This window comes from Bacillus sp. 5RYD7K (assembly GCF_059831465.1).
In genome coordinates this window covers 431647-443963 of the sequence record NZ_CP191200.1, presented here as the reverse complement: position 1 = coordinate 443963, position 12317 = coordinate 431647, and the positions used below count along the sequence as shown (strand labels likewise).

Here is a 12317-nt window from a genome sequence, read left to right as displayed (position 1 = left end):
CAAACAGAAAGAGGGATTTTCATCATGGAAGTATTGGCTAAAGCGAACATCAAACTGAACCAGACAGTGAATTCAAAAGAGGATGCCATCCGCCTGGCGGGCCAGACGTTGATTGATAACGGTTACGTGAAAAACGGCTATGTGGAAAAAATGTTCGAACGTGAAGAAACATCATCCACTTTCATGGGGAATTTCATTGCGATCCCGCACGGCACGGAAGATGCGAAGGATGAGGTGCTTCATTCAGGCATTTCCGTCATCCAGATTCCGGACGGGGTGGAATACGGTGAAGGCAATACGGCAAAGGTCGTTTTCGGTATTGCCGGAAAAAACAATGAACACTTAGACATTCTGTCAAACATCGCCATCATCTGCTCAGAGGAAGAAAACATCGAGCGGCTGATCAGTGCAAAGACGGAAGAAGAACTGGCCGCGATTTTCAGCGAGGTGAACTGACATGATTGCCCTTCATTTCGGAGCGGGAAACATCGGGCGGGGCTTTATCGGCGCTTTGCTCCATCATTCCGGCTATGACGTAGTTTTCGCTGATGTGAATGAAACGATGGTCGGTCTTCTCAATGATAAGAAGGAATATACCGTGGAGCTTGCCGACGGCGGCCGGCAGACAGAAATTATCGGCCCCGTTTCAGCCATCAACAGCGCGGTGCAAGAACAAGAGCTGTACAGGCTGATCAATGACGCGGCGATCATTACGACGGCGGTGGGCCCAAACGTTCTCAGGCTCATCGCCCCGTCCATCGCGGAAGGGCTGAAGCGCAGAACGTCCTCTGAGCCTCTCAATATCATTGCCTGTGAAAATATGATCGGCGGCAGCCGTTTTCTGAAAAAAGAAGTTTTCGGACATTTGACGGAAGCGGAGCGGGAACTCGTGAACCGGACGGTCGGCTTCCCTGATTCTGCGGTGGACCGGATCGTGCCGATTCAGCACCATGAAGACCCGCTGAAAGTATCCGTAGAGCCGTTTTTTGAATGGGTCATAGACAGAACCTGCTTTGCCGGCGGTCAGCCGGCACTTAAAGGTGCGATATTTACGGATGATCTTACACCTTTCATCGAGAGAAAGCTGTTTACCGTCAATACCGGGCATGCCGTGACGGCGTACGTCGGCTATCAGCGCGGATTAAAAACCGTCAAAGAGGCCATCGACCATCCTGAAATCCGGCGTGTCGTGTACGATGCACTTTCAGAAACGGGCGAGTACTTGGTGAAAGCGTACGGCTTTAAGCAAGCTGAACACGAGCAGTACATGAAGAAAATCATCGGCCGTTTTGAAAATGAATACATCACGGATGATGTGACAAGAGTCGCCAGATCACCGCTCAGAAAACTCGGAGCGAATGATAGATTAGTAGGACCGGCCAAAAAAATAAAAGAACCGAACGCGCTGGCGGAAGGCATCGCCGCCGCCCTGCGCTTTGACTATCAGGATGATCCGGAAGCGGTTGAGCTGCAGAAGCTTATCGCGGAAAAAGGAACAAGCGGTGTTCTGCAAGACATTTGCGGTATTCAGCCGCATGAGCCGCTGCACGGCATCGTGCTCAAAAAACTGAATCAATAAGATGAACCCGCGTCGGAGGACGCGGCTTTTTTTTCTTCTGTTATAATGTGGGAGAAGGGAGGCTGTATGATGACTCAAAAGCTCTTACCCCACCGTTTTCCGTTTCTTTTGATTGACGGCACGACAAACAGCGAAGCCGGTAAATGGGCGGCTGCTTACAAAAACATCAGTGAAAATGACTGGTTTATAACCGAATCACAAAGAGAGATGCCGTTTTCACTCGTCATTGAAGCGATGGCCCAAACGGCGGCTTGCGCGGGAATTACCGGCGGTGACAGCCTCGGTCTTTTATCCGCGGTGAAGAAAGCGGAAAGATTAGGCGCCGCTTTGCCGGGAGACCGTCTGGATCTGCTGTTTGAAGTCACGCGAACAAGGCGCGGGTTTGTGTTCGGCCGGGCGAAAGCGTCCGTTGCCGGGAATCCGGTAGCGGAAGCTGAGATCAGCATATTTATCGCACCATCGTAAAAAAAGCCGCCTCCAGCGGCGGCTTTCGGACAAGCCTGTTATTTTGTATCATAATCTCTTTCACTCTGTGAATTGTCTCTTTGGTCGTGTTTGTGTTTTTCATCATTGGCGTTTTCCTTCAGCTCTTCCAGCGGAATCGGATCGGTTAAATCATGATGTTCAGGATTTTCATTCGGTTTGTTTTTCTGTTTTCTTTCTTTCATCCTCCATCACCTCAATATTTCTTTTCCTCAACGTGCTCCCCGCGAAACGTCAGGAGCGGTTTTTTGTTCCTGTGGGTCATATGTATTAAAATAGAGACGACTACAATATAAAAAGTGAGGTACATATATGCCGATACAAAGAGAAGACGCAGATATTAAACTGATCGCGATTGATATGGACGGAACCCTGCTCAATGACGAGCAGCTCATCCCGGAGGAAAACCGGCGGGCGATCAAGGAAGCGGAGGCGAAAGGAATTCACGTCGTCATCAGCACCGGACGCACGCTGATGACATGCCGCGAACTGGCTGAGTCTCTCGAGCTGTCATCCTTTTTAATTACGGCAAACGGCAGCGAAATCTGGGATTCCGACTTTGAGCTGGTTGAGCGCAAGCTTCTTCATACCGATCATATTCAAAAATTATGGGATCTGAGAAATAAGCACAATACGAATTTCTGGGCCTCTACCGTCGATAAAGTGTGGAGAGGGGAATTCCCGGAAACCATTACGGATCATCAGTGGCTCAAGTTCGGATTTGAAATCGAGGATGACGATGTGCGGAATGAGGTGCTGAAAGAGCTGAAAGAAAACAAGGAGCTCGAAGTCACAAACTCAAGCCCGATCAATATCGAAGTCAATGCCCTCGGCATCAATAAAGCAGCGGCGCTGGCGAAGGTATCGGAAAAACTCAGCTTTACGATGGAAAATGTGATGGCTATGGGTGACAGTCTGAATGACATTGCGATGATTGAAAAAGCGGGTGTCGGCGTCGCCATGGGAAATGCGCAGGATATCGTAAAAGAAACCGCTGACTGGGTGACTGATGTCAACACAGAAAACGGAGTCGCCAAAGCGATCCGCCACTGGGTATTATAATAGAAAAAAGAGAGCCTCTGGATGAGGCTCTCTTTTTTGTTTTGTCATATTTGTGACTAGGTCCATGGTAGGTTTTCTGACAAAGGGATGTTCAAACGTGTCAGAATTGATATAATTGAGTGAAATCCAACAATTCGGAATAGTCATTCCGAATAGCGGAATGATATTAAAATAAAACGTTTACAATACAGGAGGGAGCTTATGTTTCAGATTGACATCAATTGTGATTTAGGAGAAAGCTTCGGTGCATATAAGATCGGGATGGATGAAGAGATTTTGGATTACGTAACATCTGCAAACATCGCCTGCGGCTTTCATGCGGGTGATCCCAGCGTGATGCGCAAAACGGTTGCGCTTGCGGCGGAAAAGGGCGTGAAAATCGGCGCTCATCCCGGGCTGTTCGATCTTCAGGGATTCGGGCGGCGGCAGATCGCGATTACGCCCGCGGAAGCGTATGATCTGACACTGTACCAAATCGGCGCGCTGTCAGGTTTTTTAAAAGCAGAAGGTGTCACGATGAAGCATGTGAAGCCGCACGGCGCTTTATATAATATGGCCGCCGTCAACTGCGGCCTGTCAGAGGCCATCGCTCAGGCGGTCTTTCATTTTGATCCCGGACTCATTCTTTTCGGGCTAGCCGGAAGCGAGCTGATTAAAGCGGGAGATCGAATCGGACTGCAGACGGCAAGCGAAGTGTTTGCAGACCGCACCTATCAGGAAGACGGCACGCTGACGCCGCGTTCACAGCCGGATGCGCTGATTCAGGATGACAAAAAAGCGGTCGGGCAAGTGATTCAAATGGTGAAAGACAACACGGTGACATCACGTAAGGGACAAGCTGTAAGCCTGAAAGCGGACACCGTCTGCATTCACGGAGACGGCGCCCACGCGCTGACATTCGCAAAAACGATCAGAAACGAATTAAAAGCGGCTGACATTCAAATCAGTGCGCTTTCAAAAGACTGAGCAGCAGAGGGAGGAAGACAGCATGGAGCAAAAGAAAAAAACAGCCGGAAAGGCTTCCGGCAAATGGTCGCTGCTTTTAGGCGCGACATTTCTGATGGCGACATCATCAATCGGGCCCGGCTTTCTGACGCAAACGGCCACGTTTACCAATACATTGGCGGCAAGCTTCGGCTTTATCATTTTAATTTCTATTATTTTGGACATTTTCGCGCAAACCAATGTATGGCGGATTATCGCAGTTTCCGGAAAGCGCGGCCAAGAGATTGCAAATATGGTGCTTCCGGGCGCCGGTTATGCCATTGCTTTTCTGGTGGTGCTCGGCGGACTTGCATTTAATATCGGAAACATCGGCGGCGCGGGTCTCGGCCTGCAAGTATTATTCGGAATCAAACCGGAGATCGGCGCTTTAATCAGCGCTGCAATTGCGGTTCTGATTTTCGTCATAAAGGAAGCCGGAAAAGTCATGGACCGTTTTATGCAGATCGCCGGAATTGTCATGATCGTATTGACGGTGTATGTTGCCGTAACGACGGCTCCGCCGGTCGGACACGCCGTTGTGAAAACTTTTATGCCTGATCATATCAGTGTGCTGGCGATCGTGACGCTTGTCGGCGGCACGGTCGGCGGATACATTACATTTGCCGGCGGCCACCGTTTGCTTGATTCAGGCATTCAAGGGAAGGAAGTCATTCCTCAGGTCACGAAAAGCTCCGTCACAGGCGTATTGATTACATCTGTTATGCGGATTGCTCTGTTTCTCGCCGTGCTCGGCGTCGTCTCAAAGGGCCTGCGCATTGATCCTGATAATCCCGCGGCTTCTGTGTTCAAGCTTGCGGCGGGAAATGTCGGCTATAAAATTTTCGGTGTCATCATGTGGTCTGCGGCTATTACGTCTGTCATCGGCGCCGCATATACGTCAGTGTCTTTCTTCAAATCGTTCTCGGCAAGAATCGAAAAGCATTCGAACGGCGTCATTATCGCTTTTATCATCGTATCCACTCTCATTTTTGTCACGATCGGCCAGCCTGCCAAAATTCTGGTCGCGGTCGGTTCGCTTAACGGTTTAATTCTGCCGCTTGCATTAGCGATGATTTTGTTGGGCGCTTATAAGAAAAAAGTCGTCGGCGACTACAAGCATCCGATCTGGCTGACGATCGCGGGGGCAATCGTAGTCGTTGTCATGGCGGTTATGGGCATCTATACATTATTTTCGCAAATGCCGCAGCTATGGGGCTGATGGCATGAAAAAACATATGAGTGACATGAGCCCCGAAGAAGTCAGGCAGCTTATCAGAAAAGGGCGGATGACCGGACCGACAGCGGGGTTGGCCGCTTCTTACGCACAAGCCAATCTCGTCGTTTTGCAAAAGGATCTAGCCTTTGATTTTCTCTTATTCTGCCAGCGCAATCAAAAGCCTTGTCCGGTACTTGACGTGACGGATGCGGGTTCACCCGTTCCGGCAATAGCGGCGCCGGGAGCTGATATCCGGACGGACTTTCCGAAATACAGAATCTATCGGCATGGCGTGCTTACTGAAGAGGTAACGGATCTCACGCCATATTGGAAGGATGATTTTGTCGGCTTTTTGATCGGCTGCAGTTTTTCATTCGAGCAAGCCCTTATCAATCAGCACATTCCAATCAGGCATATTGATGAAGGCGTGAACGTTCCCATGTATAAAACAAATATTGACTGTGTTCCGGCGGGCCCGTTTTCAGGAAAGATGGTCGTCAGCATGAGGCCGATTCCGGAAAGACTGGCAGTCCGCGCGGCACAGGTCACGTCACGTTTTCCCGCTGTTCACGGCGCCCCCGTCCGCATCGGGAATCCGAAAAGCATCGGCATCAGCGATCTGAATCAGCCGGACTTCGGAGATGCCGTAACGGTGAAAGAAGGCGAAGTTCCCGTATTCTGGGCGTGCGGCGTTACACCGCAGGCGGTGATCATGGAAACAAAGCCCGATATCGTGATAACCCATTCACCGGGGCACATGCTGATCACTGATATACGGAACGAATCGCTTGCTGTTCTGTAAGTGAGAAAGAAAACAACGAGGTGATGACAATGAAGCAGTATAGCGGCAATACAGCGCTTGATATACAGCCGCACGGTGATTCCGCCGTTATCATCCGCTTTGGCGGGCACATCAGCGAAGAAGTCAACAGCCGGGTTCATGCGGCGGCCGCCTGTATTGAAGAACGGCCGTTTCCGGGCTTCGTTGAATGTATTCCGGCATTCACAAGTTTGACGATCTTTTATGATGTGTATGCCGTCTCACAAATAAAAAAAGGTGTCTCTCCTTTTGCTTTGGTCAAGAAAGAAGTGACAGAACGCCTCAGCCATATAAAGGCCGGCCGGCAGGAAGAGCGCCGGGTGATGGAAATCCCCGTTTGCTACGGCGGTGATTTCGGTCCTGATTTAGAAGACGTCGCTGAGATGAACGATCTGACGCCGGAAGACGTCATCCGCATTCATACCGAAGGCGAGTATCTCGTTTATATGCTCGGGTTTGCGCCGGGATTTCCGTTTTTAGGAGGAATGTCTGAGCGGATCAGAGCGCCGAGAAAGGCATCGCCAAGGCCGTCGATTCCGGCTGGTTCAGTAGGAATCGCAGGGATGCAGACCGGTGTGTATCCGATATCCACCCCCGGCGGCTGGCAGCTGATCGGCAGCACTCCGCTTCGGCTTTTCAGGCCTGGAGAACAACCGCCAAGCCTGTTGAGAGCGGGCGATACTGTGAAATTCGTCCGGATTTCAGCGGAAGAATACAGCCGCATCAAGGAGGGAGCCGAATGAGCATGAAAGTGGTGAAGCCCGGTCTTCTGACGACGATTCAGGATACGGGCCGAACAGGGTATCAGAAATACGGCGTACTGGGCAGCGGCGCAATGGATACAATTTCTCTGCGCATCGCCAATCTTCTTGCCGGAAATAAAGAAACAGAGGCGGGACTGGAAATTACGCTCATGGGGCCCGGGCCTTCCTTTGAGTTATCAGAACCGGCGGTCATTGCCGTCACGGGGGCCGATTTCGCTTTTCATATTAATGGAGAACCGGCTCCTCTGTGGAAACCGATTTTGATAAAGGAAACAAGCGTCGTCTCATTTGGGCCGTGCAAAATGGGGAGCCGCGCTTATCTCGCCGTCGCGGGGGGATTTGACGTGCCCGCCGTCATGGAAAGCAAAAGCACATATGTCAGAGCGGGGATCGGCGGCTTTTGCGGAAGAGCGCTGCAAAAAGATGATGAACTGCCGCTCGGCGGTATGACGCAGTGCTCGGAACTGATCGCTGCCCGTCTGAGCGAATCTCCCGGGCAGCATGGTTTCTCAGCGCCTGATTGGTCAGTCAGCAGCAGAGGATTTTTGCCGCTGAAAAGAAATCCGGTCATTCGCGTGCTTGAAGGCGCTCAATTTCATGCGTTTACAGAAGAAGCAAAACGGCGTTTTTACCAAGAATCGTATACGGTTACGCCGCAATCAGACCGAATGGGCTACCGCCTGAAGGGCGCCCCGCTTGAATTGCGGGAGCCGCTTGAAATGGTATCTGAGGCTGTGACATTCGGGACGGTGCAGGTGCCGCCGGACGGCAATCCGATTATACTGCTGGCTGACAGACAGACGACGGGGGGCTACCCGCGAATGGCGCATATCATATCCGCCGATCTTCCTCTTGCCGCCCAAACGATGCCGGGGGAACATATCACGTTCGCTGCTGTTTCGCTGGAGGAGGCGGAAATGCTGCTGTTGGAGAAGGAACAGCAGCTGAAGGAGCTGAAAGCAAGACTCAAAATGGAATGGCTGATCTGACAAAGGGGATGAAAGGTCATGGAGAACAAAAACAAAACCGTCATCAAATCAATGGAGCTGCTTCATTTATTCCTGACCGAACCGAGCCTGAGCTTAAATGAGCTGGTTTCTCTATCGGAAATGCCGAAGACCTCAGTTCACCGGATGGCAAGTTCACTGGAGGAAATGGGATTTCTCACCCGGACAGCGGACGGCCGTTATCAGCTTGGTCTGATCTTTTTACAATTCGGCCAGCTCGTCTCTGACCGTCTGGACATCAGGAAAATAGCCAAGCCGGTGATGGAAAAGCTGTGCGGTGAAGTGGATGAGGCCGTTCAGCTGATTATGAGGGACGGCGATGAAGCCATTTACGTCGATAAAATTGAGGGAACGCAAACCGTACGGCTGTATACTGCAATCGGCCGCCGGTCGCCGCTGTATGCGGGAGCGTGCGCCAGAAGCATTTTATCGTTTCTGCCGCGAGAGGAGATTGACACATACATTCAGAAAACAAAGCTTGCCGCAATCGCTTCAGGCACGATGACGAATCCGGCTGAACTGCTTCAATCCATTGAAACGTCATTACAATCAGGATATACGATCAGCTATTCGGAATTAGAGGATTACACGGCGGCGATCGGGGCGCCGATTTTCAATCACGAAGGTAAGGTGGTTGCGGGAATCAGCATCGCCGGCTTTGAAGCCAGGTTTTCAGAGGACAGACTGCCGTACTTAACCGAAAAAGTCAAAAACGCCGCTCAGCATATTTCTGAGAAATTGGGTTATTGACCGAGCCAATTTTTCTTCACTCGCGTACATTACAATATCGATAGTAACGAGTGGAGGAAAGAAAATGGGACTTGTTTATACGGCGCTTGGGGATTCTTTGACGACGGGAAGGGGATCCGGCCCGTTTTCCGCCGGTTTTGTTCAGCGGTTCGGACGTATGATGGCAGAAGATTTACAGACAAGAACCGACGTTTCCATCTTTGCCAAATCAGGCCTTGAGACGGGAGAAATTCTCGGGCTTATGTCTTGGCCGTACATTCAGAGGCGGATTCAGGCTGCTGATATGATTACCATTACAGGCTGCGGCAACGATTTGATCGATTCGGTTCGGGAATATCAGCAAACATCGGACGCTTCGGTGTTCACCAGTGTGTCCAGTCACTGTCACGAGAACTTTGAAAAGATGATAGCCAAGATCACAGCCTTAAAAGGGCTGCACCCGTCTCCTTATGAGATCCGCGTCTTCAATTTATACAACCCTTTCCCGGGTATTTCCATTGCAGAGAAATGGATATCTTCTTATAATGCGCACCTCAGCACACTCGCATCGGCGCCGCACGTCAAAATTGCCGATGTCCACAGCGCTTTCAAAGGAAAGCTGAACGAATATCTCTCTCATGACCGCGTACACCCCAACGGCAGAGGATATGAAGTCATGGCATGCGTTCTCAGGGGGCTCGGATACGGAAGCCTCGCCCGCTCATAAACCGCGCGCTCCTTTTCATCGGGAGCGCGCTTTTCGTTCTCCTTAAAACAAACTTAAAATTGTCCGACTTTCGTTCTATCCGCGCAAAAAGTACGCTAGAATAATGGGGGATAAAGACAGAAATAGAATTGTGTTCAAAAAATGATAACAGAAAGGATGGATTTTTTTGCTGCGCGTTTTAAAACTGTCACTCGCGATGCTGATTATTATACTTGCTGCTGCCGCATTTACGTATGCAGAACATACATCTGTCATACAGCCGATTATGCTCGTGTTTCTCGGTGCGGTCATGTTCATTCAGGGGCTGGAAGAAAAACGGAAAGAAAACGACGGCTCCGGGAAATTCAATATATATACCGCCGTTTTTGTATGGTCGATCTCTTTAATCGGTTTTACGCTTCACGTAATCTGAGTTTGATAGATCCTGAAAATGCTCCACAACGGGAAAAGGTGAATAAAAACGGTGCAGTAAGGCTTTCCATTCCTGATATTTCGGCGATCCGCGAAAGCCTATTGTATGATCCTCTAATGTTTCCCATTCCACCAGCAGCAAATATTTATGCGTTTCCTCCATACATTTGGACAAGGAATGGGACAGATAACCTTTCATACCCGCTATAATCGGCTCCGCCCGGCGAAATGCCGCTTCGAATTCTCCTTCAAGACCTTCTTTTACATGCAGCATGGCTGCTTCTCTGATCATTCGGAATCCCCCTTTTTATTAATAGATACATTGTATAAAAATATGGACAAAAATAGCTGAAAAAAATAAAAATTTAAAACACTATAAGTAAAAAATCCTTGCAAGCCTCATTTGGTTTAGGAGAAAATAACAATTGGAAGGCAGGGGAATAGACAGTGAAAAAAGGATTATACCTATTACTTTTACTCGCAGGAATCATAGGTTTAATCGGCTGCTCGAAATCGGAGTCAGCTGAAGACAGAATGAAAGATTTCGTAAAAGACTGGAATGGCGGTCATTACGATAAAATGTACCAAAGCCTCACCCAGGATGAAAAGAAAAAACTATCCAAAAAGGATTTTGTAAAACGATATGAAACCATTTATGAACAAGCAGGGGTCAAAAATCTGAAAGTCACTGCCGAAAAACAGGACGAAGACGATAAGAAAAAAGATGACCTTCAGCACATCGATTATAAAGTCAGCATGGATACAAAAGCAGGAAAGGTCGCCTTTGACAACACGGCCGTCCTGAAAAAAGAAAAAACAGACGATGGAGAATCATGGAACATCGACTGGAATCCTTCTTTTATTTTCAAACAGCTTTCCGATGACAAAACCGTGCAGATCGCAAATGAAGAACCGAAGCGCGGGCAAATCTACGACAAAGACGGCAAAGGCCTCGCCGTGAATACGGAGGTGCCGGAAATCGGCATTATCCCTGGAAAACTTGGCAAGGATAAAGACAGCGTGCTCAAAAAACTGTCTGAAAAACTGGACCTTTCTGAAGACGATATCAAAAGCAAACTGAATCAGGGCTGGGTAAAAGACGACTCCTATGTTCCGATTCAAAAAATCAGGCCGGATGATGAAAGCAAGGTCAAAAGCCTGCTCGCATTAGACGGCGTGACGAAAACGAAAGTCAGCTCCCGCTACTATCCGTACGGGGAAAAAGCGGCCCATCTGACCGGATATATTAAAACAATCACTGCGGAGCAGCTGAAAAAAGCGAAAGAAGGCCAATACAGCGACACCTCCAAAATCGGAACCGCCGGCCTTGAAAATGTATACGAAGACAAGCTTCGCGGCACGACCGGCTGGAAAATTTACGTCCCGCAAACGGGAGAGGTCATTGCTGAAAAGAAAGCCGAAAACGGGCAGGATATTCATGTGACGATTGATATGAAAACGCAGACGAAGCTGTATGATTCCATGAAAGATGACAGCGGAGCGGCAGTCGCCCTTGAACCGCAAACGGGAGAGACCCTCGCGCTTGTCAGCGCACCGTCTTATGATCCAAACGGCTTTATTTTCGGCTGGAGCGGCAAAGAATGGAAAAAGCTGAATGAAAATAAAGACAATCCGTTTTCAGCGAAATTCAACAAGCTGTATGCACCGGGATCAACGATTAAACCGATTGCCGCGGCAGTCGGCCTGACAAACGGCACATTGAAAGCGTCAGAAAAGAAAAAAATCACCGGAAAAGAGTGGCAGAAAGATTCAAGCTGGGGCGGATACCATGTCACACGCGTATCAGAGCGTCTGAATGAAGTAGATCTCGAAAACGCGCTGATTACATCGGACAACATCTACTTTGCGCAAAATGCCATAGACGCCGGAGCGGACGCGTTTACAAAAGGATTAAAAACATTTGGCTTTGACGAAGACATTCCGTATCAATTCCCGATTGAAAAGTCGTCAATCGCAAACGGCAAGCTTGATTCCGAAATTCTTCTCGGAGATACGGGCTACGGCCAAGGGCAGATGCTGATGTCTCCGCTGCACTTAGCGGCTGATTATACCGCATTTGTAACAGACGGAAATCTCGTCAAACCGACATTAATCAAAGACGGAGAAAAAACACCGCAAATCTGGCATAAGCAAGTGGTATCCAAAGCCAATGCCGAAGAAATCACAAAAGGGCTGAGAGGCGTCGTTGAAGATCCGCGCGGCTCTGCATATCAGCCGGCCGTAAGCGGCATTACCGTAGCCGGAAAAACCGGCACAGCCGAGCTGAAAACGTCAAAAGAAGATAAAGACGGCAAAGAAAACGGCTGGTTTGTCGGCTACGATTATAAAAAGAAAGACCTCTTGATCGCGATGATGATTCAAGACGTCAAAAAACGCGGCGGAAGCCATTACGTCGTTGAAAAAGCGAAAAAGCAGTTTCAGAATCATTAAATGACGATTTTTGCGGGCTGAAAGGAAAATCAGCCGCCGAAGCAGAATGAAACAGCATGGGCAATTCCTGAAAACAGAGATACA

At 49.3% G+C, this 12317-nt stretch carries 15 protein-coding genes; 13 read left to right on the top strand and 2 right to left on the bottom strand.

The window, feature by feature from the left end; translation table 11 throughout:
- The first annotated feature begins 24 nt into the window (after positions 1-24).
- The 3 genes from ACQE26_RS02250 (at position 25) to ACQE26_RS02240 (ending at position 2044) form a co-directional block, all read left to right on the top strand.
- The gene (locus ACQE26_RS02250; protein ID WP_012116817.1) at positions 25-456 is read left to right on the top strand and encodes a PTS mannitol transporter subunit IIA; all 432 of its coding nucleotides are present in this window, start codon (positions 25-27) and stop codon (positions 454-456) included.
- A 1-nt stretch (position 457) separates the two neighbouring features.
- Positions 458-1579, top strand: a complete 1122-nt coding sequence (locus ACQE26_RS02245) for a mannitol-1-phosphate 5-dehydrogenase (protein WP_500470543.1) — start codon at positions 458-460, stop codon at positions 1577-1579.
- A 69-nt stretch (positions 1580-1648) separates the two neighbouring features.
- A complete protein-coding gene (locus ACQE26_RS02240) occupies positions 1649-2044 on the top strand; it encodes a 3-hydroxyacyl-ACP dehydratase FabZ family protein (RefSeq protein WP_016937238.1) in 396 nt (131 codons plus the stop codon).
- A gap of 38 nt (positions 2045-2082) precedes the next feature.
- On the opposite strand, the gene ACQE26_RS02235 is transcribed toward ACQE26_RS02240, so the two are convergent.
- Positions 2083-2247, bottom strand: coding sequence for a YczO family protein (locus tag ACQE26_RS02235; protein WP_003156294.1), 165 nt, complete (start codon positions 2245-2247; stop codon positions 2083-2085).
- Positions 2248-2374: 127 nt separating this feature from the next.
- Here ACQE26_RS02235 and ACQE26_RS02230 point away from each other — a divergent pair, with 127 nt between their 5' ends.
- The 9 genes from ACQE26_RS02230 to ACQE26_RS02190 all read left to right on the top strand — a co-directional run bounded on the left by ACQE26_RS02230 (position 2375) and on the right by ACQE26_RS02190 (position 9783).
- A complete protein-coding gene (locus ACQE26_RS02230) occupies positions 2375-3124 on the top strand; it encodes a Cof-type HAD-IIB family hydrolase (RefSeq protein WP_500470542.1) in 750 nt (249 codons plus the stop codon).
- A gap of 201 nt (positions 3125-3325) precedes the next feature.
- Entirely contained in the window at positions 3326-4090 is a 765-nt protein-coding gene (pxpA, locus tag ACQE26_RS02225; RefSeq protein ID WP_500470541.1) for a 5-oxoprolinase subunit PpxA, read from the top strand.
- 22 nt (positions 4091-4112) lie between these two features.
- On the top strand, positions 4113-5327 hold the full coding sequence (locus ACQE26_RS02220; protein WP_500470540.1) for an NRAMP family divalent metal transporter: 1215 nt from the start codon (positions 4113-4115) through the stop codon (positions 5325-5327).
- A 4-nt stretch (positions 5328-5331) separates the two neighbouring features.
- The gene (locus tag ACQE26_RS02215) at positions 5332-6126 is read left to right on the top strand and encodes a putative hydro-lyase (RefSeq protein ID WP_049627897.1); all 795 of its coding nucleotides are present in this window, start codon (positions 5332-5334) and stop codon (positions 6124-6126) included.
- Positions 6127-6155: 29 nt separating this feature from the next.
- Positions 6156-6887, top strand: coding sequence for a 5-oxoprolinase subunit PxpB (pxpB, locus tag ACQE26_RS02210; protein WP_500470539.1), 732 nt, complete (start codon positions 6156-6158; stop codon positions 6885-6887).
- Positions 6884-7897, top strand: a complete 1014-nt coding sequence (locus ACQE26_RS02205; RefSeq protein WP_500470537.1) for a 5-oxoprolinase subunit C family protein — start codon at positions 6884-6886, stop codon at positions 7895-7897. The genes pxpB and ACQE26_RS02205 overlap by 4 nt, the downstream gene beginning before the upstream one ends.
- Before the next feature lie 18 nt (positions 7898-7915).
- A complete protein-coding gene (locus tag ACQE26_RS02200) occupies positions 7916-8665 on the top strand; it encodes an IclR family transcriptional regulator (protein WP_500470536.1) in 750 nt (249 codons plus the stop codon).
- Between the two features lie 64 nt (positions 8666-8729).
- On the top strand, positions 8730-9371 hold the full coding sequence (locus tag ACQE26_RS02195) for a GDSL-type esterase/lipase family protein (protein WP_060963585.1): 642 nt from the start codon (positions 8730-8732) through the stop codon (positions 9369-9371).
- Between the two features lie 196 nt (positions 9372-9567).
- The gene (locus tag ACQE26_RS02190) at positions 9568-9783 is read left to right on the top strand and encodes a YczI family protein (RefSeq protein WP_406795068.1); all 216 of its coding nucleotides are present in this window, start codon (positions 9568-9570) and stop codon (positions 9781-9783) included.
- Here ACQE26_RS02190 and ACQE26_RS02185 read toward each other — a convergent pair.
- Positions 9754-10074, bottom strand: a complete 321-nt coding sequence (locus ACQE26_RS02185) for an antibiotic biosynthesis monooxygenase family protein (protein WP_060963584.1) — start codon at positions 10072-10074, stop codon at positions 9754-9756. The genes ACQE26_RS02190 and ACQE26_RS02185 overlap by 30 nt on opposite strands.
- Positions 10075-10229: 155 nt before the next feature.
- Between ACQE26_RS02185 and ACQE26_RS02180 the strand changes: the two genes are divergently transcribed.
- A complete protein-coding gene (locus ACQE26_RS02180) occupies positions 10230-12233 on the top strand; it encodes a penicillin-binding transpeptidase domain-containing protein (protein WP_500470534.1) in 2004 nt (667 codons plus the stop codon).
- Positions 12234-12317 lie beyond the last annotated feature (84 nt).

Coding starts and splice junctions, on each gene's coding strand:
- ACQE26_RS02250 (WP_012116817.1), top strand. CDS start 25: ATGGAAGTATTGGCTAAAGCGAACATCAAACTGAACCAGACAGTGAAT.
- ACQE26_RS02245 (WP_500470543.1), top strand. CDS start 458: ATGATTGCCCTTCATTTCGGAGCGGGAAACATCGGGCGGGGCTTTATC.
- ACQE26_RS02240 (WP_016937238.1), top strand. CDS start 1,649: ATGACTCAAAAGCTCTTACCCCACCGTTTTCCGTTTCTTTTGATTGAC.
- ACQE26_RS02235 (WP_003156294.1), bottom strand. CDS start 2,247: ATGAAAGAAAGAAAACAGAAAAACAAACCGAATGAAAATCCTGAACAT.
- ACQE26_RS02230 (WP_500470542.1), top strand. CDS start 2,375: ATGCCGATACAAAGAGAAGACGCAGATATTAAACTGATCGCGATTGAT.
- pxpA (WP_500470541.1), top strand. CDS start 3,326: ATGTTTCAGATTGACATCAATTGTGATTTAGGAGAAAGCTTCGGTGCA.
- ACQE26_RS02220 (WP_500470540.1), top strand. CDS start 4,113: ATGGAGCAAAAGAAAAAAACAGCCGGAAAGGCTTCCGGCAAATGGTCG.
- ACQE26_RS02215 (WP_049627897.1), top strand. CDS start 5,332: ATGAAAAAACATATGAGTGACATGAGCCCCGAAGAAGTCAGGCAGCTT.
- pxpB (WP_500470539.1), top strand. CDS start 6,156: ATGAAGCAGTATAGCGGCAATACAGCGCTTGATATACAGCCGCACGGT.
- ACQE26_RS02205 (WP_500470537.1), top strand. CDS start 6,884: ATGAGCATGAAAGTGGTGAAGCCCGGTCTTCTGACGACGATTCAGGAT.
- ACQE26_RS02200 (WP_500470536.1), top strand. CDS start 7,916: ATGGAGAACAAAAACAAAACCGTCATCAAATCAATGGAGCTGCTTCAT.
- ACQE26_RS02195 (WP_060963585.1), top strand. CDS start 8,730: ATGGGACTTGTTTATACGGCGCTTGGGGATTCTTTGACGACGGGAAGG.
- ACQE26_RS02190 (WP_406795068.1), top strand. CDS start 9,568: ATGCTGATTATTATACTTGCTGCTGCCGCATTTACGTATGCAGAACAT.
- ACQE26_RS02185 (WP_060963584.1), bottom strand. CDS start 10,074: ATGATCAGAGAAGCAGCCATGCTGCATGTAAAAGAAGGTCTTGAAGGA.